This is a genomic window from Kribbella sp. VKM Ac-2569 (assembly GCF_004216905.1).
Lineage (GTDB): Bacteria > Actinomycetota > Actinomycetes > Propionibacteriales > Kribbellaceae > Kribbella.
Genome location: NZ_SGXJ01000003.1, coordinates 56,902 through 74,992, shown reverse-complemented (window position 1 = coordinate 74,992; position 18,091 = coordinate 56,902). Strand labels below are relative to the sequence as shown.

The following is an 18,091-nucleotide window of genomic DNA, read 5'->3' as shown; positions in this document are numbered from 1 at the left end:
TCATCGCCCGGCCTGCGCGGCGTACCACTCGTCGTAGTGCAGCTCGCCGAGGGTGGCTTCGCCGATCGGGACCAGGCTGCGCTCGGTGAGCTCGGACCCGAAGTACCGCGCGTGCTCGTCGGCGACAACCTCACGGGTGTCACCGCGCCCGGCCAGTGCCTTGCGGAAGAACTCGTCCATCCGGAACTCGTCCGGCCCGGCGATGTCGATCCGCGCGTTCAACGGCTCACCGACCGCGGTCCGGCCGAGGAGCTTGGCAACGTCCTCACCGGCAATAGGCTGCCAGGCGACCGGCGCGATGTGCACCTTGCCGTCGTCCCAGTTGCCCTCGTCGGCGATCCCGCCGACGAACTCGAAGAACTGGGTCGCGTGCACCAGCGAGTACGGCAGGCCGGACGCCTTGATCAGCTCCTCCTGGGCGATCTTCGCAGCGAAGTAGGCGTTGTCGGGCAGCCGCTCGGTGCCGACGATCGAGATGCCGACGTGGTGCCGGACGCCGGCCTCGTCCTCGGCCTGCAGCAGGTTCCCGGTCGAGGTCTTGAAGAACTCCATCACCGGTCCGGCCTCGAACGACGGCGAGTTGGCCACGTCGACGACCACGTCGGCGCCCTTCAGCACGTCCGCCAGCCCTTCGCCGGTGATCGTGTTGACGCCGGTGCTCGGCGCGGCCGGCACCACCTCGTGCCCGTGCCCGGTGAGCAACGTCGCCAGCTTCGTACCGATCAGGCCGGTGCCGCCGATCACGACGATCTTCATCGCAGAACCCCTTTGCTTCGTCTTGAGCTGTCACTGGATAAGACAGGGCACCCACCCAGCCTGTGACAGTCACATCCGGAGCACCTGCCCTGTCTCTACCGGTGACGCCCATCGAGAGGAGCCGCCCGTGCCCGAAGCCACGGTACGCATCCGCGTGCGGATGACGGCGCGCCCGATCGACGAGCCGCACCGGGCATCCAGCAACCTCGAACTGCTGTTCGACCTGACGTTCGTGGTCGCGATCGCCGCCGTCACCGAGCAGTTCGCGCACACGATCGCCGACGGTCACGCCGGCGCGGGCGTGCTGCCGTTCCTGCAGGTGTTCTTCGCGATCTGGTGGGCGTGGATGAACTTCACCTGGTTCGCGTCGTCGTACGACACCGACGACGTCGCGTACCGGCTCCTGACCATGGTGCAGATGGCCGGCGTACTGCTTCTCGCCGCAGGCGTCCCGGCCGCTGCGGATCACGGCGACTACCTGATGATCACGTCGGGCTACCTCGTCATGCGCCTCGGCCTGATCTCGCTGTGGTTGCGCGCGGGCATCGAGGACCCGGCATCCCGGCGTACGGCGTTCCGCTACGCGATCGGGATCGGGGCGTTGCAGCTCGGCTGGTTCGGGCGGCTGTATCTCGCCGACACCGGAGCGTCCGACGGCGTACTGCTCGCCGCCTTCATCGCCCTGGCGATCCTGGAGCTGTCCGTGCCGCTGTGGGCCGAACGTCCACGGGCGACGCACTGGCATCCGCACCACATCGCGGAACGGTACGGACTGTTCACCATCATCCTGCTCGGCGAAGCGGTGCTGGCCGCGTCCAACGCCGTACGGCGAGCCGTCGAGGAGACCAACGTCAACGCCGAGTTGATCGCCGTTGCGGGCTGCGGTCTGGTAATCCTGTTCGCGTTGTGGTGGCTGTATTTCCTGCACCCGGCCGGGCCGCGGCTCGAGGACCGGCGGGACCGCTCGTACCGCTGGGGGTACGGCCACTACGGCCTGTTCGCGGCGCTGGCCGCGCTCGGCGCCGGACTCGAGGTCGCGGTCGAACAGACCAGCCACGAACTGCACCTGTCCCCCACCGCTGCAAGCTACGCGGTTGCCGTACCGGCCGCGTCCTTCATCGCATTGCTCTGGGGCGTGCACCGATCCATCGCCGATGCGTCCAAGGCCCATCTGCGTACGGCGCTCGCGGGCATCGTGATCCTGCTCGCGCTGCCGCTGGCGACACCAGCCATCGGATCGGTCGCGGACCTCGCGCTGACGGCCGCGACCTGCGTGGCAGTGGTCGCCGTCGCCTCATGGAACGCTAGGCGGTGAGCCCCGCGAGCGTCTTCAGGGTCGCCTGGATGACGTCTGCGATCGGTACGTCGTCGGGCGCGGCGATCCAGCGCTCGAAGGAGACCCGGAAGACCGCGACCCCGGTCTCGGCCGCGAGCGCTGCGACGTCCGGGGCGACCCCGCGTTCGAGCAGGCCGTCGGTGAGCGACGTCGTCAGCGTGGCCATCTTGATCAGCTCGCGCTCGCGCAGCTCCGGCGTCGACGTGATGACTGCGGCGCGCCGGCGCGAGTAGTCCCGGCGGATGTCGTCGAAGAACTCGGCCGTGGCGAGGACCGCCGCGGTCACCGCCTCCATCGGGGACGCGTCCGCCGGCGCCGCAGCGAGCGCCTCGACCATGTGCCGCTCAAGCTGCTCGGATCCGGCGAAGAGCACCTCGCGCTTGTCCGCGAAGTGCCGGAAGAAGGTCCGCGCGGTGACCCCGGCCCGATCGGCGATCTCGGCGACGGTTGTGCCGTCGTACCCGCGCTCGGCGTACAGCGCCATCGCCGCCTCCCGCAGCCGCCCGGCCGCGTCCGGCTCCCACCGTCCCATGCGGTCGATCTTATCCGATGTCATCGAGTGACATCAGGGGTGTAGCATCGGTGATGTCAGTCAATGACATCACCTGGAGGGAACTCTCATGCGCGTCTTCATCACCGGAGCATCCGGACACGTCGGCTCAGCCCTCGTTCCGGAGCTCCTGCACAACGGCCACCAGGTCCTCGGCCTGGCCCGCTCCGACGAGTCGGCGAAGCGGCTGACCGAGTGGGACGCCGAGGTGGTCCGCGGCGACCTGCACGATCTCGATCGGCTCCGCGCGGCAACGGCCGCCGCGGACGGCGTCGTACATCTCGCCTTCCGGCACGACGCCATGCAGGCGGGCGATCTGGCCGGTGCGGCGGAGTCCGATCTCGCCGCCCTGCAGACGATCGGCGACGCTCTCGCCGGCACCGACAAGCCGCTCGTGAGTACGTCGGGCACCGGCATGCTCGCCGGCGTGGTCCAGGGACGGGTGGCGACCGAGGAGGACTTCGACCCGTCCGGCGGCTACCGCATCGATGCCGAGAACTACGTCGTCGAGCTGGCCGCCAAGGGCGTCCGCTCCTCAGTCCTCCGGCTCCCGCCGATCACCCACAGCCGGCTCGACCACCAGGGTTTCGCACCGTCGTTGATCGCCTTCGCGCAGCGGAACGGCTTCGCGGCGTACATCGGCGACGGAACGAACCGCTGGTCGTCGGTGCACACGCTCGACGCCGCCCGGCTCTATCGCCTGGCGCTCGAGTCTGCCCCGGCGGGCACCCGCCTGCACGCGATCCAGGACGAGGGCATCGAGTTCCGCACGATCGCCGAGGCGATCGGTCGCGGGCTCGACCTTCCGACGCGCTCCGTCACGGTCGACGAGGCCCCGCAGTACCTGGGCTTCCTGGCGCGGTTCGCGGCCATGGACATCCCGACGTCCGCGGCCCGGACGAGTGAGCTGCTCAACTGGCAGCCCACTCACCCGGACCTGCTGGCCGACCTCGCCGAGGGGTTCTACTTCTAGACCTTCAGGACCGGCGCGATGACCTTGGACTTCGAGCCTTCGTACGCCGCGAGCAGGATGCCGAGGACCGCGATGCCTTCCTCCTCGGTGTGCAGCGGACGCTGCTTGCCGAGCAGCGAGTCGGCGAAGTGGCCGATCTCGGCGACGAACGTGTCGACCGGTTCGAACTCGAAGGTCTCGGTCTCACCCGAGCGGAGGCTGTAGGACAGCGTTGTACCGTCACTCGTCAGTGAACCGAGCTCGCCGACGGCCGAGAACCGCTCGGTGCCGACGGCCGGCTGGTACGCCCAGCTGGTCACCAGCTGGCCGACGACTCCGTTGTCGAACCTGATCAGGACCTGTGCGGAATCCTCGCCCTCCATGAACTTCAACCGGTGCGTGGAGAGCATCGCGGTCGCCTCGACCGGCAGCCCGCCGGCGAGGTGCAGCATCAGATAAGTGGGGTGGTACCCGGTGTCGATGAGCTCGCCACCACCACTGGTCTTGCTGCTCGCCCGCCAGCCCATCGAGCTCGGGTCGAAGTCGTTGTAGAAGCTGTCCGTCGTCCGCACCTCGTACACCGTGCCGAGAGTCCCGGCCTGCAGCAGCTCCCGGGCCTTCGCGACCGCCGGCATGAACAGCTGGTTGTGCGCGCACATCAGCGTCACGCCGTTCTCGGTCACCGCCTTGCGAACCTCCGCTGCCTCCTCGGCGGACAGGCACAGCGGCTTCTCGCACAGGATGTGCTTACCCGCCTCGGCGGCCGCGACGATCGCGTCCCGGTGCAGGTGATGCGGCAGACAGATGTCGACCGCGTCGAGTTCCTCGTTGGCGAGCATTTCGCGATAATCCGTGTACGCCGTGGCGCCCAGCTCCTCGCCACGCTTCTTCGCGGTCTCCTGCACGGCGTCCGCCACAGCGGTGACAGCGATCCGGTCCGCGTGCTGCGTATAACCCTTGATGTGCGCCGAAGCGATTCCCCCGGCGCCGATCAGACCGACCTTGATCATCGGGACGTCCTCTCAGCTGTAGGAAATCACTCGGTTGGACTCGGCCGCCGCGTTCGCCGCGACCACGAGGCGGGTCAACTCGACCGCGCGCTCGATGTTCTCGTCCGCACGCGTGCCGTTGGTGATGTGATCCACCCACTGCGCGAACGGATCGGGCGAGTGCTCGGGAACCGGCACCTGTTCGCCGTTCACGGTCAGCACGTTCCCCGCGTCGGTGTATGTGAGCGTGCCCTCGGTCCCGAACAGCTCGATCGTGAACGGGTTGCTGCTCGCGAACCCCGCCTCGATCACCCCGATCTTCTGGTCGCCGTACCCGGCCACCACGACAGCGTTGTCTTCCAGCCCGCGATCCGCCACCGAGCGGTACGTCGCGCTCACTGTCTCCGGCGTAGCGCCGAGGAAGAGCTGGATCAGGTACACCGGGTGGCAGCCGAGGTCGGTGAGCGCGCCACCGATCGCGGCCTTCGGCTCGAAGAACCGCTGCGGAAGCCAGCCCTCCTTGCCGTCGCGCGGGATCGCGCCGTCGTGCGAGAGGCGGACCCGGCCATACGTCAACTGGCCGAGCGAGCCCTTGTCCAGCACCTCCTGGATCGCGGTCGTGTAGCCGTGCGCGAGCCGCGGCAGCGAGACCGTCAGCTTCACGCCGGCCGCGTCGGTGGCGGCTACGATCTCCTCGGCCTCGGCGACCGTCGGAGCGAGCACTTTCTCTGTGTAGATGTGCTTTCCGGCCTGCGCGGCCTTGAGCATGATGTCCCGGTGGACGTCGGTCGGCGTCGTGATCACGACGCCGTCCAGGTCGTCCCGCGCGAGCAGGGCGTCAAGGTCGCCAGTGAACTCCACACCGAACTTGTCGGCACCGGCCTGGCCGCGCTCGGCATCGTCGTCCCAGACGGCCACCAGGTCCGTCCCGGGATGTGCTTGAGCCTGCCTGGAGTAGTCGCCGGCATGGACGTGCCAGAAGCTGAGCGTCGCGATCTTCAGCGGGTTGGACACGCTGGTCCTCCTCAGTGGAAACCTTCGGAAACGTTTCTGTTCGACCGTCGGCAGATCACGGTACAACGTTGTCAGGAGAGCGCAACAGACTTCCGGCGCGCCCGTTCACACGGTGAGACCCGCGCGCAATCGGGATGCTTATAGTTATCCAGGAGTCCAGGAAATAGGTGAGGTGTCGCGATGAGTGAACAGCCGGCCGGCGGGGATCTCTCGCGGTTGCGCCAGCTCAACGCGGCCGCCGTACTGCGGGAGTTGCGCGGCGATCAGCCGCTGACGCTCACCGAGTTGTCGAAGCGGACACGGCTGTCGCGCGCTTCGACGGAGGATGTGGCGCGGGATCTGCTCGGGCGCGGTTGGCTGACCGAGGTGGCGCCGGCATCTGGGTCGGTCGGGCGGCCGGCTCGGCGGTACCGGTTCAACGCCGGGGCCGGGCGGTTGCTCGGGATCGACATTGGCGGGCACAAGGCGCTCGCACTGGTCACTGACCTGGATGGCGAGGTGCTGAACCAGAGCCGGATCGAGGTCGACCCGGAGCTCGGCCGGCGCGAACGGCTAGCGGTGCTAGATCGGTGCGTCCGGAAGGCGCTGGCGGGCGCGGGCGTCGACGCGGGGCAGATCTGGTCGACGGGGGTGGCGACGACCGGGCTCGTCGACGGCACGGGGAAGGTGATGCTCTCCGACTCGCTGCCGGAGTGGACCGGGGTCGACCTTGGTGCTCATGTACGGCGGCTCGTGCCGGGTCCTGTCCGGGTCGAGAACGACTGCAAGCTAGCAGCGCTAGCGGAAACCTGGCGCGGGGTCGCGCGGTATGCGAAGGACGTGGTGTTCCTGCTGGCCGGCCTGCGCACCGGCGCCGGCCTGATCATCGACGGCAAACTCCACCGCGGCTTCGCCAACTGGTCCGGCGAGATCGGAGCCCTGCCGGCCGCCGGCTGGCAACAGGCCCCCAATCACTTGCACACCTGGCTCGACGCGTCCAGCGCGCCTGGTGCAGACGGGTTCGAGCGGGTGTTCGTAGCGGCTCGGGCGGGTGATCGGGAGGCGCTGGCGGCGGTTCGGGCATATGTGCAGGACCTAGCGGTGGGGGCGTCGGCGTTGGTGCTGACGTTGGATCCGCAGTTGGTGGTGATCGGGGGCGGGTTCTCGCGGTCGGCGGACGTGATGGTGGAGCCGTTGCGGCGGGAGCTGGACCGGTGGTGCCTGCGGACGCCGGAGATCCGGGTTTCCGCGTTCGCCGACGAAGGAGTCGCGCTCGGCGCCGTCCGGCTGGCGCTCGACGAGGTCGAGTCGACCATCACGACCGGCCTCAGACCTTGACATAATTTTCCTGGACTCCATGATTATCCCCATCGCCCCGCCCAGCGAGAGGAAGCATCGTGATGCGTCCGTACCGACTGTTGACCACACTTGCCACTGCCTGCGCCCTGCTCGCCACGCTGCTGGTCTCCCCTGCCAGCGCCACGATCAGCGGCACCCCGCAGTTCCTCCGCGTGTACGTCGCCACCGACCGCAACCCCTCCACCGGGTTCGCCCAAGCCGGCACCGGCGGCAGCAGCAGCGGCGTGACCTACACCCCGTCGACCGAGAACTTCGCGAACCCCGAGCGCGGCTTCTACCACCACACCGGTGACTGCGACAAAGCCGACTTCTCCCAGTCCACCCTGCAGGGTTACCGCACCAGTCAGGGCATCTCGCTGGTGATGTGCGTCTTCTACCTGGCCGAGTACAAGAACGGCCCGATCGCCCAGGCCGCTCTCGACCAGTTGCAGCAGCAGCTCGCCACGGTCCGTGCAGCCGGTCTCAAGATGGTGCTCCGCCTCGCGTACACCACGTCCACCACAGGTGACGACGCCACGAAGGACCGCGTACTGGCGCATCTCGACCAGTTGGCGCCGTACCTCGCTGCGGGCAAGGACGTGATCGCCGTCGTACAGACCGGTCTGATCGGCGCCTGGGGTGAGTGGTACTACACGCAGAACTTCGGCAATGCCGGCGTCGTCTCCGCGACCGACTGGGCGAACCGCAAGGCAGTCACCGACAAGCTGCTGAGTGTCGTGCCGCCGACCCGGATGATTCAGCTCCGTACGCCGAAGTTCAAGCGGACCATGTACTCGACCACCCCGGTCCAGCCCGGCGACGCCTACAACGGATCGACCCTGTCCCGGATCGGTCACCACAACGACTGCTTCCTCGCCAGCGCCGACGACTTCGGCACGTACGAGAACCCATCCGTCGAGTACCCGTATCTGCAGGCCGAGACGACGTACGTCGCGATGGGCGGCGAGACCTGCGGCGTGAACGCACCGCGCTCGGAGTGCCCGACCGCGACCGCTGAACTCGCGCAGTTCCACTGGTCGTTCATCAACACCGACTACGAGCCCAACGTCCTCAACTCGTGGAACAGCGGCGGCTGCCTGACCACCGTCAGCAAGAACCTCGGCTACCGCTTCCGCCTGGAATCCGGCACCTACCCGGCCACCGCCTCCCCCGGCGGCAGCCTGCCGATCACCTTCACCGTCCACAACGACGGCTACGCCACGCCGTTCAACCCGCGCGGCCTCGAGCTGGTACTGCGGAACACCTCGACCGGCGCCACCTACAAGCTCCCGATCGCCTCCGACGCACGCCGCTGGACCGCGGGTACGTCGACCACCGTGTCGCAGACCCTCACCGTGCCCAGCAGTCTTCCGGCCGGTTCGTACGCCCTGCTGCTCAACCTGCCGGATCCGCTCCTGTCCACTCGCCCCGAGTACTCGATCCGCCTCGCGAACCAAAGCACGTGGGACGCGGCGACCGGGATGAACTCGCTCCTGCACACCGTCAGCATCAGCTAGGAGACGACCATGAAGAGGATTGCTGCAGCGGTCTGTGCGATTGGACTGCTGCTCCCTGCGCAGCAGGCGATCGCCGCGCCGCCGACGACGACCCGCACCTACACGACCAGCGACGAGGTGATCGCGAACCCCGAGCGCGGGTTCTACCACCACACCGAGACGCACTACAAAGCCGACAACACCGGCTACGTCCCGCTCGACGTCACCACCCTGCGGAACTTCCGCACCGAGGAACACATCACGCAGATCCTCCGCGTGTTCTACCTGGAGAAGTTCGCGAGCCAGGACGTGATCGACAAGCAGTACCTCGACCTGGTCCGCGCCGACTTCCGCACCGCCCGCGCGGCCGGCGTCAAGGCGATCGTCCGGTTCGCGTACGCACTGCCCGGCGCCGGCTGGCCGCCGCCGACGCCGTACGGCGACGCGCCTGTTGCCCGGGTGCTCAAGCACATCCAGCAACTCACGCCGGTACTGCGGCAGAACGCCGACGTGATCGAACTCGTCCAGTCCGGTTTCGTCGGTCTGTGGGGCGAGGGGTACTACACCGACTACTTCAGCAACCCGCAGGACCCGAGCCAGGTCTCGGACCAGAACTGGGCCGACCGCAAGGCCGTGACCGACGCCCTCCTGACGGCCCTCCCGAAGGACCGGATGATCCAGGTGCGCACGCCTTACATGAAGCAGCGGATGTACGGCGTACCGACCGGGACCGAGGGCGCGCTGACCGCAGAGCAGGCGTACGACGGTTCGCCACTGGCCAGGATCGGGCATCACAACGACTGCTTCCTGGCCAGCCCGGACGACTTCGGGACGTACCTCAGCGACCCGATCGAGCTGGACAAGGACTTCGTTGCCCAGGACACCAATTATGTGCCCGAGGGCGGCGAGACCTGCGCGGTCAACTCCCCGCGATCGGACTGGGACTCGGCCTCCGCCGAGATGGCCCGGCTGCACTTCTCGTTCCTCAACACCGACTACAACCACGACGTGCTGAACACGTGGGGCGACAACATCGAGATCGTCAAGCAGAAGCTCGGCTACCGGTTCGCGCTCACCCAGAGCACGGTCACGACCAAGGCGACGCCGCGCGGCCAGGTCAACGTCGGCGTGAAGATCCGGAACGACGGATGGGCTGCGCCGTACAACCCGCACAAGGTGCAGCTGATCTTCCAGAACGACGAGCACACGTTCAAGGTCAACGTTCCGGCTGACCCGCGGCGCTGGGGAAGCGGTACGACGACCGACCTCAACTGGAAGGTCTCCGCACCGCCTGTTCCCGGCAAGTACCGCCTGCTGATCAACCTGCCGGACCCACTCCTGTCCACCCGTCCCGAGTACTCCATCCGCCTCGCCAACACTGACACCTGGCAGCCGACCACCGGTTACAACGACCTAGGCCAGACCGTGACTGTCGGATAGGTCCCGGGAGCGGGGAACTCTGCCGGCTGGTACAGGTGGGTAGGGTTCCCCGGCTCGGGCCTGCGCCCGTGACGCTAGGCGCTGTCGCGGGGAGCGGGTTGAGGTTCGGGTGCTGCGGTGGCGCGCGTGCCGTGGGTGATGCCGGCGGCGGCGTAGGCGTCGGCCTCGTCGAGGGTTTCGTGTTCGAGGAGCTGGTCGGCGATCGAGTCGAGCTTCGGCCGGTTCTCGCGCAGCAGGCGGCGGGCCTCGGCGTAGCACTGCTCGATCAGGCGGCGTACCTCCTCATCGACGGTGTTGAGCAGTTCGTCCGAGACTCCCGCCGTACGGGCGTCACCCTCGGCCGGAAGGATCGACACCGGGCCGATCGCGTCCGACATACCCCACCGACCGACCATCGACCGGGCGATCCGCGTCGCCGTCTCCAGGTCACTCTCGGCGCCCGTGGTGACGACACCGAGGACCTCCTGCTCGGCCGCCATACCGCCGAGCGCCCCGATGATCCGGCCGCGCAGATAGTCCACGTCGTACCCGTAGCGATCGGACTCCGGCGTCGACAGCGTCACACCAAGCGCCCGCCCGCGCGGGATGATCGACACCTTCCGGACCGGGTCCGCGCCCTTCTGGATCATGCCAAGCAGCGCATGGCCGCCTTCGTGGTACGCCGTCCGCCGGCGCTCCTCCTCCGGCATCACCACGTTCCGCGCGGTCCCGAGCTGGACCTTCTCCAGCGCGTCGGTCAAGTCGCGGTGGGTGATCTGCGACTGTCCCTGCCGCGCCGCCGCGAGCGCCGCCTCGTTCAGCAGGTTGGCGAGGTCGGCACCCGTCATGCCGGGCGTCGACCGGGACAGCGCGGTCAGGTCGGCGTCCGGCGCAAGCGGCTTCCCGCGCGCGTGCACCTTGAGGATCGCCTCGCGGCCCGGCTGGTCCGGCGCATGCACCGTGATCGTCCGGTCGAACCGGCCGGGCCGGAGCAGAGCCGGATCGAGTACGTCGGCACGGTTCGTGGCGGCGAGCACCACGACGCCCTCGGTACCGGAGAACCCGTCCATCTCGGTGAGGATCTGGTTCAGTGTCTGCTCGCCCTCGTCGTGCCCGCCGACCGAACGGGCGCCGCCGCGGGCGCGTCCGATGGTGTCGATCTCGTCGATGAAGATGATCGCCGGCGCCACCTTCCGCGCCTCGCCGAACAGCTCCCGCACCCGGCTCGCACCGACGCCCACGATCATCTCGATGAACTCCGAGGCACTCGCGGAGAAGAACGGCACCCCCGCCTCACCCGCGGTCGCCCGTGCGAGAAGCGTCTTCCCGGTCCCGGGCGCGCCGGCCAGCAGCACGCCCTTCGGCGCCCGCGCCCCGAGCCGCCGGTACTTCTCCGGGTCCTTGAGGTAGTCGACGACCTCCTCGATCTCGGATTCGACCTCGTCGATCCCCGCGACGTCCGCGAACGTGACCCGCACGGTGCTCGGGTCGACCGGCTTCTTCTGCTGGCCACCGCCGCCGAGCAGACCGCCCAGACCGCCGCCCAGTCCACCACCGGCCCGGCTCCGCCGGAACAGCCAGAAGTAGAACGCGGCGATCAGGATGAACGGGCCGAGCGAGATCAGCAGGTTCAACAGCACGCCGCGCTGCGCGACCACCGGCGTCGCCCGGACTGTCGCGCCGCCCTTCTGCAGGTCGCCGTACAGGTTGTCGTTGGCGAACGTCGGCCGCTCGGTGGTGAACTTCGTGTACGTCGACCCGCTCTTGCCCGGCACCTCCGCAGCCTGCTTCAGCCGGCCCTCGATGGTGTCGCCGCGGGAGAAGATCTCGGCGACGTTCTGCTTCTGCACCTGCACGGTGAAGTCGGTGTAGGCGATGGTCTGCTCGCCGCCGGACATCTGGTCCTGCATCGTGGTGAGCAGGAAGAGCACCAGGTACCCGCCGACGATCCACGCGCCCCACTTCCACCACCGCGGCCGGCGAGGCTTGTCGTCGTCACCGTGCCCGGCCGGCAGTCCCTCGGTCCGCCAGGGCTTGTGCGGCCGCTGCGGTCCGTCGTTCTTCCGGTCACCCTGGTCGGCACCCTGGCCCCGGTCGGCGCTGGACTCGTCCTTCGCCGGCGGCTCCTTCTCGCTCATGAAGCCAACATAGGACCTGAATCCCCACGGACCCAGCAACAACTCCCAGCTTGAGCGGCCGTCGTACCCTGTCGCATGGCTGTCTTGATGCCACGCCTCCGGCGCGGCGGGTCATGGGGCTGTGACTCCCGGCCTTCCCTCGTCGCTCCGCTCCTCAGTCCAGGCCGGGAGGCCCCATGACCGGGCCTCTCATCCTCGACTGCGATCCCGGCCACGACGACGCGCTGGCGATCCTGCTCGCGGTCGCCGATCCGGCCGTCGAACTCCTCGCCGTGACGACCGTGGCCGGCAACCAGACCGTCGACAAATGCACCGTGAACGCGCGCCGCGTCCTCTCCCTCGCGGGTGCATCCGACATCCCCGTCGCGCGGGGCGCCGATCGGCCGTTGGTACGCCGGTTGCGCATCGCCGACGACGTCCACGGCCGCACCGGGCTCGACGGTCCGCAGTTCACGGACGAGCCGTCGGTCCCGGAGTCGCCGTACTCGGCGCACGAGCTGCTGGTCGACGTACTGCGCTCGAAACCGGCAACGATCGTCGCGACCGGCGCGTTGACGAACATCGCGCGGCTGCTCGTCGATGAACCTGGTCTGGCCGCGAACATCACCGAGATCGTCTGGATGGGCGGGTCCACCGAGCGTGGCAACATCGCGCCGCTTGCCGAGGCCAACGCGTACGTCGATCCGGAGGCGGCCGACGTGGTGGTTCGATCGGGCGTTCCGTTCACGATGTGTGGCTTGAACGTGACACATCAGGCGCTCGTGACGGACGACGTACTCGCGCGGCTCGAGGCGATCGGGTCGCCGTTGGCGCGGATCTGCAGCGAGTGGATGACGTTCTTCGCGTCGACGTACCGGGAGCTGTTCGGGTTCGAGGCGCCGCCGCTGCACGATCCGGTCGCGGTGGCGCGGGTGATCGATCCTGCGATCGTCCGGTGCGTCGAGGCGAATCTGGTGATCGAAACCGCCGGCGAGTGGACCGCCGGCGCGACGGTCGTGGATCTGGACGGCTACACCGGCCGCCCCGCGAACGCACAGATCGCCGTCGACCTCGACCGGGACGCCTTCTGGGACAAGGTCATCGCCGCGATCGCTGGGCTTTCCGTCTGCTGACAGCGGAACAGCCTTCTCCCCAGTCGCCTGCTGCCTCAGGGTGGAGGTGTCGAAGGAGGACACACATGTACGTCGAACAGCAGTCGGACGCCACCGTCCCGGGTCAGCCAGGGGTTCCAGGGCGGCCTTGGCCGGAGATTCCTGGGATCCCACGGCCTGGGACACCGGAGCGGCCGGCGCCGCAGCCGATCCTGCCGTCCTGGTACGAGCCGACGTCGATCACGCTCGAGCGGGAGCTGGCCGATCGGCTGCTGGCGGAGCGGGTGATCCTGATCGGCGGCCGCCTCGACGACACGCTGGCGAACCACGTCGCGTCGCAGCTGCTCCTACTGAATGCCCAGGGCAACGACCCGGTCACGCTCCACCTGTCGTCGACCGAGTCCGACCTGGAGGCAGCGCTCTCGGTCGCCGCCGCGATCGACCTGATCACCGCCCCCGTCAACGTCATCGCCCGCGGCACGGTCCGCGGCCCCGCGATCGCCGTACTCTCCGCCGCCGAACAACGCGAGGCCCACCGCCACGCCACGTTCGTCCTGTCCGCGCCCCGCTTCACCGCCGAGGGCACCGCCGACGAACTCGCCACGCTCTCCGAAGAACACGACCTTCAGTCCGCCCGGCTCCGAGACCTCATCGCCCACGCATCCGGCCGCCCAGCGGACGAGGTCGCCACAGACCTCGAAACCGGCCGCGTCCTCACCGCCGAAGATGCGCAGGCCTACGGTCTGATCACCCACATCAAGGGAAGGTGAGGACCAGGCGGCCGACGGTGTTGCCGGTGGATTGGCGGGTCCAGGCGGGGGTGATGTCGGCGAGGGTGACGGTTTCGTAGGCGACGGTGATCTCGCCGGTGGAGGCGTGTTGGAGTACGGCGGTGAGCGCATCGCGGCGTTGATCGGTGGTGATTGCGTTGTTCGTGTAGCCGAGGATGCTCGCCGTCTTGCTCCGCAGAACGGCCGACGAGAAGACCGCCTCGTCATTCAACGAGCCACCGAGGTTCACCAGGCGCCCGCCCGGAGCGAGTGCCCGCGAGGCAGCCGTCGCTGCGACACCGAACACCGAGTCGATCACCACGTCGTACGTCGGCTCACCCAGCCGGGCCGTCAACTCGTCGACATCGGTGCTCAGAGCAACCACCTCGTCAGCACCTGCCGCCAGCGCCCGCTCCCGCGATGCATCCGACCGTACGACGGCCACGACCTGCGATGCCCCGAGCACTCGGGCCGCCCCGATCGCCACCTGCCCGACCGCGCCACCACCGCCCAACACCAGCACCCGCTCGCCCACTTGCATCCGAGCTCGCCAGGTCAACATCATCCACCCGGCAACTCCGGACAGTCCGATCGCGGCCACTGCCGCGTCCCGCACCGGTGCGTCCAGCACGATCAGGTCGCGATCCGGTACGGCGGCCCGCTCCGCGAGACTCCCATCCCCTGCGGCCATCCCGGCCGAGGTTGCGAAGAACACTCGCGTGCCGGGGGCAACTGTCGCGGATTCCTCCACCACGCCGACGCCTTGCACACCCGGTACGTACGGCAGCGCCGGCGGGCCGAAGTACGACGTACCGGATGCGCACAGCAGGTCGAGTGGCACGATCGGGGCGGCGGTGACGCGGACGACCGAGACTCCTTCGCCGGCCACGGGATCCGGATGTTCGGCGTGGGACGGCGGCTCGCCATGGGTGTGCAGGACAGCGGCTCGCACGCGGTCTCCTCAGGTAGCGATGTCCGGATACGGCAGCGCATGATGCTGCAGCGCGCGCCCGTACGCCTTCTGATACTCGAGCGGCCCGTGGTCCCGCTCGAACATCGCGATGAACAACGTCAGCGTCAGGAACGGATGCGCCCCGAGCTCGAACAGCTTGACGTGGTCATGCTCCCGCAGCGCTGTCCGCTCCTCGTCGGTGAAGGCAAGCCAGGTGGACTTCTCCGCGACCGCACAGTTCAACACCTGGTTGGCCAGTTCGCGCTCCCACCAGTCGACCGTCCCCGCGGCGTCTTCGCGGTAGCGCTCGACCAGGTCCGGATCCCGGTCGACGGTGTAGAGGAACTTGTTCAATAGGTACTTGCTCATGCCGGCACTCCGTTCGGGTACCAGGTGAAGTACGCCTCCATTGTGTGGAACAGGTCGAGCGAGTCCACGTGATCTGCCTTCGCTCCGGCCCCCGCGACGCCCATCATCAACATGAAGTCCATGAAGCCGTGTGTCGCGTTGCCCGGGAGATGCAGGCTGTCCAGCGTCACCTCCGCCAGGCACCCGTCGAGGTCGCCGCTCGCGATCCAGTCCACCGCCTTGCGGTCGAACTCCGGGTCCGGCCCGTGCGCACCGAACTGCCGCGGCCCGCCGAGCTCGAGCGACAGATGCCCCGTGCCGATGATCGCGACCCGCTTGTCGATCGGCCACGACTCCACCAGTTGCCGGATCGTCCGGCCGAGCTCGACGAACCGTCCGGGTCGCGGCAACGGCGGTGCGAAGATGTTGGTGTAGATCGGCACGATCGGCAGGTCAGCATCCGGGCGGAGCGTGATGATCGGGCAGGTGATGCTGTGGTCGATCCGCAGTTCGTTGCTGAAGGCAAGATCGAACCCGGCGTCCAGCCCGTTCCGCAGGATGTGCCCGGCGAGCTGCTCGTCCCCGGCCAGCCGCATCCGCGGCAGCCCGAACTCGCGTTCCTCGTTGTACCAGTTCGCGTCGAAGTACGGCGCCTTGCCGACCAGGAACTGCGGCATGTTGTCCAGCCACAACTGGTGGAAGTGATCGCTGCCGACCATCACCAGGATGTCCGGCCGCGCCTTCGTCAGGGTCTCCCGGAAGGCCTCGATCTTCGCCACCCACGCGTCGGCGAACGGCGGGCGATCGGCGCCTGTCGCGGTACTGGCCCGGTAGTAGAACGGATGATGCGTGGAGGCGATCACCGCGGCGACTGTGGCCATGTGGTGCTCCTTCAGGATTCCGGATCGACGTACACGGCGTTGCGATCGACAGTCAGGTAGGCGTCCATGCCGATCGGCCGGCGGCGTTCCTCGGCGATCTGGCCGAGCAGTCCCGCAGCCCTTGCCAGCAAGGCGAATCCACGCAGCAACTCGACCGGCAGCCCGAGGTCGGCGAGCGCCGCACCGCACACACCGGCGCCGTTCAACGGGAGCTTGCGACCCAGCACCTGATCGTGCACGCGACCGATCGCCTGGAAGAGCTCGAGATGCGGGCCTTCCAGACCTTCCTCGCGGGCGATGCCGATGAGGACCGGCGTACGCGGATCCTGCACCTTGTGCACCGGATGCCCGAGCCCCGGAATGTACTTCCCCTGGACCCCGCGCACGACCTCGAGCGCGAACTCGTCCCACCCGGCCTCATCGGTCGGCAGCTCATGTCCTTCAAGGGCCTCGTGCAGGAACATTCCGCAGTCCTCGGTCACACCGAGAAAGCGCGATCCCCCGCCCAGCAGACCGGCAGCGAGCGCACCCTGGAGCGAGTCCGGCGCGGACAAATACGTCAGCCGGGCAGCGATCGCCGTCGGCGTGAAGCCGTGGTCGGCCAGCGCGACCAGGACCGCCTCGAACACCCGGGTCTCCGACGGCGTCGGCCGGCGCAACGCGACCAGCCAGAACGCCAGCTCGCCGAAGCCCACCTTGCCCATCAGATCGGCCGTGAGATCCTGCCCGAGCAGCCGGATCTCGTCGGCCGTCGACGTACCGAGCGACGTCGGGAACGACGGCACAGCAGGTTCGGTGCTCATTCGGACAACCACTTCCTCAACTCGGCGCCGTGTTCGTCCAGGTCGGGCGGCGGCAGACGGTACGACGCTGCGCTGTCCGAGAACGTGATCGGGTTGCGGACCGTCGGGATCTCGCCGACCGTCACCACCGGGTCCAGCCCGATGTCCTCGGCGAACGCCACCCCACCGTCGACCGTGTTGATCGGGCCGCACGGGACCCCGGCCGCGATGATGTCCCGGAACCACTCCAGCTTGGTCCGCGTCATCAGCCGCGCCACGAGCAACGGCCGCAACTCGTCACGATGCGCGGTCCGCTTTTCGTTCCGGTCGAACCGCGGATCGTCGGCCAGCTCCGGTACGCCGAGAACCTTCACCAGCTTGCGGAACTGCCCGTTGTTCCCGGCCGTGATGATCAGCTCCCCGTCCGCGCACGGTAGCGGCTCGTACGGAAACAGGCTCGGATGGCTGTTCCCCATCCGCAGCGGTACGACGCCACCCGCGACGTACGCACTCGACTGGTTCACCAGCCCGGACAGCGCCGACGACAACAGGTTCACCTCGACGTGCTGACCCCGCCCGGTCTCGTGCCGCAGGTTGAGGGCGGAGAGCACCCCGATCGTCGCGTGCAGTCCGGCCATCACGTCGAACACCGAGATGCCGGCGCGGAACGGTTCGCCGTCCGGAGCGCCGGTCAGGCTCATCAGCCCGGAGATCGCCTGCACGATCAGGTCGTACCCCGGCAGCTCGGCGCCGCCCGGCCCCGACCCGAAGCCGCTGATCGACGCGTAGATCAGGCCAGCGTTGCCCTCAGCAACTGTCTCGTAGTCGAGCCCGAAGCGCGCCAGCCCGCCCGGCCGGAAGTTCTCCACCAGAACGTCCGCGCGCCGCGCCAGTTCCTGCGCCGCCGCCAGGTCCGACGGGTCCTTCAGGTCGAGCGCGATCGACCGCTTGTTCCGGTTCACCGCGAGGTAGTACGTCGAGATGCCGTGGCGGACCGGCGGCTGCCAGGACCGGGTGTCGTCACCGCCGGGCGACTCGACCTTGACCACGTCGGCCCCGAGGTCGGCGAGCAGCATGGTCGCGTACGGACCGGCCAGGATCCGCGAGAAGTCGGCCACCAGCAGCCCGGACAAGGGACCCTTCACACGACCTCCCGGATCTGCGGACATCTGTCCGCATCAGTCTCGATCTCTCTCGCATGACCTGTCAACAGCCTCTTGACACCACCGTGCAGCGCTCAGATAGTGAGCGTGACCGCCCCGTTGACCGTCATACGGACGTATGTCCGGGCAACTCCTTG

Annotated in this window: 17 protein-coding genes; 7 read left to right on the top strand and 10 right to left on the bottom strand. The window is 68.4% G+C overall.

Translation table 11 applies throughout. The features are described from left to right. Positions 1-756: an SDR family oxidoreductase gene (locus tag EV649_RS20650; protein WP_130385198.1), complete on the bottom strand. Its 756-nt coding sequence runs from the start codon at positions 754-756 to the stop codon at positions 1-3. Positions 757-883: 127 nt separating this feature from the next. Here EV649_RS20650 and EV649_RS20645 point away from each other — a divergent pair, with 127 nt between their 5' ends. Continuing rightward, entirely contained in the window at positions 884-2,071 is a 1,188-nt protein-coding gene (locus EV649_RS20645; protein WP_198682606.1) for a low temperature requirement protein A, read from the top strand. Here the strand turns inward: EV649_RS20645 and EV649_RS20640 are convergent. Continuing rightward, complete coding sequence (locus EV649_RS20640) at positions 2,061-2,624, bottom strand: TetR/AcrR family transcriptional regulator (protein WP_130385197.1); 564 nt, start codon at positions 2,622-2,624, stop codon at positions 2,061-2,063. The genes EV649_RS20645 and EV649_RS20640 overlap by 11 nt on opposite strands. Positions 2,625-2,712: 88 nt before the next feature. Between EV649_RS20640 and EV649_RS20635 the strand changes: the two genes are divergently transcribed. After that, the gene (locus tag EV649_RS20635; RefSeq protein WP_130385196.1) at positions 2,713-3,615 is read left to right on the top strand and encodes an SDR family oxidoreductase; all 903 of its coding nucleotides are present in this window, start codon (positions 2,713-2,715) and stop codon (positions 3,613-3,615) included. Here EV649_RS20635 and EV649_RS20630 read toward each other — a convergent pair. Together EV649_RS20630 and EV649_RS20625 are read right to left on the bottom strand one after the other, a co-directional pair. Beyond that, a complete protein-coding gene (locus tag EV649_RS20630; RefSeq protein ID WP_130385195.1) occupies positions 3,612-4,604 on the bottom strand; it encodes a Gfo/Idh/MocA family oxidoreductase in 993 nt (330 codons plus the stop codon). The genes EV649_RS20635 and EV649_RS20630 overlap by 4 nt on opposite strands. A 12-nt stretch (positions 4,605-4,616) precedes the next feature. Further along, positions 4,617-5,597, bottom strand: a complete 981-nt coding sequence (locus EV649_RS20625) for a Gfo/Idh/MocA family oxidoreductase (RefSeq protein WP_130385194.1) — start codon at positions 5,595-5,597, stop codon at positions 4,617-4,619. 180 nt (positions 5,598-5,777) lie between these two features. On the opposite strand from EV649_RS20625, the gene EV649_RS20620 reads away from it, so the two are divergent. The 3 genes from EV649_RS20620 to EV649_RS20610 all read left to right on the top strand — a co-directional run bounded on the left by EV649_RS20620 (position 5,778) and on the right by EV649_RS20610 (position 9,850). Continuing rightward, on the top strand, positions 5,778-6,914 hold the full coding sequence (locus EV649_RS20620; RefSeq protein WP_130385193.1) for an ROK family protein: 1,137 nt from the start codon (positions 5,778-5,780) through the stop codon (positions 6,912-6,914). Positions 6,915-6,976: 62 nt separating this feature from the next. Next, positions 6,977-8,431, top strand: a complete 1,455-nt coding sequence (locus EV649_RS20615; RefSeq protein ID WP_130385192.1) for a DUF4832 domain-containing protein — start codon at positions 6,977-6,979, stop codon at positions 8,429-8,431. 9 nt (positions 8,432-8,440) lie between these two features. Then, complete coding sequence (locus EV649_RS20610; protein ID WP_130385191.1) at positions 8,441-9,850, top strand: DUF4832 domain-containing protein; 1,410 nt, start codon at positions 8,441-8,443, stop codon at positions 9,848-9,850. Between the two features lie 74 nt (positions 9,851-9,924). On the opposite strand, the gene ftsH is transcribed toward EV649_RS20610, so the two are convergent. Beyond that, a complete protein-coding gene (gene ftsH / locus EV649_RS20605) occupies positions 9,925-11,967 on the bottom strand; it encodes an ATP-dependent zinc metalloprotease FtsH (RefSeq protein WP_130385190.1) in 2,043 nt (680 codons plus the stop codon). A gap of 176 nt (positions 11,968-12,143) precedes the next feature. Between ftsH and EV649_RS20600 the strand changes: the two genes are divergently transcribed. Beyond that, complete coding sequence (locus EV649_RS20600) at positions 12,144-13,079, top strand: nucleoside hydrolase (protein ID WP_130385189.1); 936 nt, start codon at positions 12,144-12,146, stop codon at positions 13,077-13,079. A gap of 65 nt (positions 13,080-13,144) precedes the next feature. Beyond that, positions 13,145-13,828 carry an ATP-dependent Clp protease proteolytic subunit gene (locus EV649_RS20595; protein WP_130385188.1) on the top strand — a complete coding sequence of 228 codons (684 nt, stop codon included), beginning with the start codon at positions 13,145-13,147 and terminating at the stop codon, positions 13,826-13,828. On the opposite strand, the gene EV649_RS20590 is transcribed toward EV649_RS20595, so the two are convergent. The 5 genes from EV649_RS20590 to EV649_RS20570 are packed head-to-tail and all read right to left on the bottom strand — an operon-like array spanning position 13,815 to position 17,936. After that, a complete protein-coding gene (locus EV649_RS20590) occupies positions 13,815-14,780 on the bottom strand; it encodes a zinc-binding alcohol dehydrogenase family protein (protein ID WP_130385187.1) in 966 nt (321 codons plus the stop codon). The two genes, EV649_RS20595 and EV649_RS20590, sit on opposite strands and share 14 nt — an antisense overlap. Before the next feature lie 9 nt (positions 14,781-14,789). Beyond that, on the bottom strand, positions 14,790-15,149 hold the full coding sequence (locus tag EV649_RS20585) for a hypothetical protein (protein WP_130385186.1): 360 nt from the start codon (positions 15,147-15,149) through the stop codon (positions 14,790-14,792). After that, the gene (locus EV649_RS20580) at positions 15,146-16,009 is read right to left on the bottom strand and encodes an extradiol ring-cleavage dioxygenase (RefSeq protein WP_130385185.1); all 864 of its coding nucleotides are present in this window, start codon (positions 16,007-16,009) and stop codon (positions 15,146-15,148) included. The genes EV649_RS20585 and EV649_RS20580 overlap by 4 nt, the downstream gene beginning before the upstream one ends. Positions 16,010-16,020: 11 nt before the next feature. Then, complete coding sequence (locus EV649_RS20575) at positions 16,021-16,812, bottom strand: citryl-CoA lyase (RefSeq protein ID WP_130385184.1); 792 nt, start codon at positions 16,810-16,812, stop codon at positions 16,021-16,023. Further along, entirely contained in the window at positions 16,809-17,936 is a 1,128-nt protein-coding gene (locus tag EV649_RS20570; protein ID WP_241998475.1) for a CoA transferase, read from the bottom strand. Before EV649_RS20570 ends, EV649_RS20575 begins: the two co-directional genes overlap by 4 nt. Between the last annotated feature and the right edge of the window lie 155 nt (positions 17,937-18,091).

Bases quoted from the DNA above. Each gene is read 5' to 3' on its own strand.
- EV649_RS20650 (WP_130385198.1), bottom strand. From the start codon at position 756: ATGAAGATCGTCGTGATCGGCGGCACCGGCCTGATCGGTACGAAGCTG.
- EV649_RS20640 (WP_130385197.1), bottom strand. From the start codon at position 2,624: ATGGGACGGTGGGAGCCGGACGCGGCCGGGCGGCTGCGGGAGGCGGCG.
- EV649_RS20635 (WP_130385196.1), top strand. From the start codon at position 2,713: ATGCGCGTCTTCATCACCGGAGCATCCGGACACGTCGGCTCAGCCCTC.
- EV649_RS20630 (WP_130385195.1), bottom strand. From the start codon at position 4,604: ATGATCAAGGTCGGTCTGATCGGCGCCGGGGGAATCGCTTCGGCGCAC.
- EV649_RS20620 (WP_130385193.1), top strand. From the start codon at position 5,778: ATGAGTGAACAGCCGGCCGGCGGGGATCTCTCGCGGTTGCGCCAGCTC.
- EV649_RS20615 (WP_130385192.1), top strand. From the start codon at position 6,977: ATGCGTCCGTACCGACTGTTGACCACACTTGCCACTGCCTGCGCCCTG.
- EV649_RS20610 (WP_130385191.1), top strand. From the start codon at position 8,441: ATGAAGAGGATTGCTGCAGCGGTCTGTGCGATTGGACTGCTGCTCCCT.
- ftsH (WP_130385190.1), bottom strand. From the start codon at position 11,967: ATGAGCGAGAAGGAGCCGCCGGCGAAGGACGAGTCCAGCGCCGACCGG.
- EV649_RS20600 (WP_130385189.1), top strand. From the start codon at position 12,144: ATGACCGGGCCTCTCATCCTCGACTGCGATCCCGGCCACGACGACGCG.
- EV649_RS20595 (WP_130385188.1), top strand. From the start codon at position 13,145: ATGTACGTCGAACAGCAGTCGGACGCCACCGTCCCGGGTCAGCCAGGG.
- EV649_RS20585 (WP_130385186.1), bottom strand. From the start codon at position 15,149: ATGAGCAAGTACCTATTGAACAAGTTCCTCTACACCGTCGACCGGGAT.
- EV649_RS20580 (WP_130385185.1), bottom strand. From the start codon at position 16,009: ATGGCCACAGTCGCCGCGGTGATCGCCTCCACGCATCATCCGTTCTAC.
- EV649_RS20575 (WP_130385184.1), bottom strand. From the start codon at position 16,812: ATGAGCACCGAACCTGCTGTGCCGTCGTTCCCGACGTCGCTCGGTACG.